Here is a 746-nt window from a genome sequence, read left to right as displayed (position 1 = left end):
AAGAGCCACCGCCGCCGGAATTACCGCCGCGCAAGCCATTAATCAAAGTCAGTGGGGTATTGGAAGAATTTGAGACGCTCTGTGTGAGGGGATATTTTACCGATCGGGAATATGATCCGGCCGCCTTTGCCCGTCAGGAGGAGCGGGAATTGTCTGGCGCATTATTGATGGCGATGATGGGAAATAGCTCGGCGGCAGCAGTAAATTCGCAAACCCAAGTACGGGAAAGTGATGTCTGTGATTTTGTGCGGGGAAAAATTAATGGTATTCCTTTCCACGGCTGGTTGGGATTTACTACAACAAAAGCGGGTGATTACGTTGAATTAGTGGTGACGGAACAGGAGGGATATTATGTGGTTTATGCTATTGCTAATCCCGAATTAAGGGTTATTTCCATGACCCCGCGTTGCAATCAGGGAATTCATGCAGACTCTAAAGAGCAGGTATTTAATGCTTGCTGTTTTTTTTCGTCTTTCCTATTTTTTCTAATGATGGTGGGTGTTTTTTTTATTAGGAAAGATATTGTCAGATATATAGAGTACATATTTTCATTTTGTACTTTGCTGGCGGCATTGTTTGCACCCAGTACATATTACCAAAGTATGAAAAACCCCCGACCCTCGATTAGGTTGGCTGAAGAGATTTTCACTGCATTAGGTTTCCCTGACCCTACAGAGGTTAATCTTAGACGATTAACAAAAAAGAGGCTTAAGGAAATTAAGGCTAATTCCCCTGAGAGGGAACCC

At 43.8% G+C, this 746-nt stretch carries 1 protein-coding gene; it reads left to right on the top strand.

Annotation, left to right across the window (positions count from 1 at the left end; translation table 11 throughout):
* Window positions 1-746: putative type VI secretion system effector (locus CKY02_RS23175; RefSeq protein WP_112897021.1), on the top strand; the 746-nt coding region annotated here is incomplete at both ends.

This window comes from Photorhabdus bodei (genome assembly GCF_003287735.1).
GTDB classification, from domain to species: domain Bacteria; phylum Pseudomonadota; class Gammaproteobacteria; order Enterobacterales; family Enterobacteriaceae; genus Photorhabdus; species Photorhabdus kayaii.
This window is presented reverse-complemented; position numbering and strand designations above follow the sequence as displayed.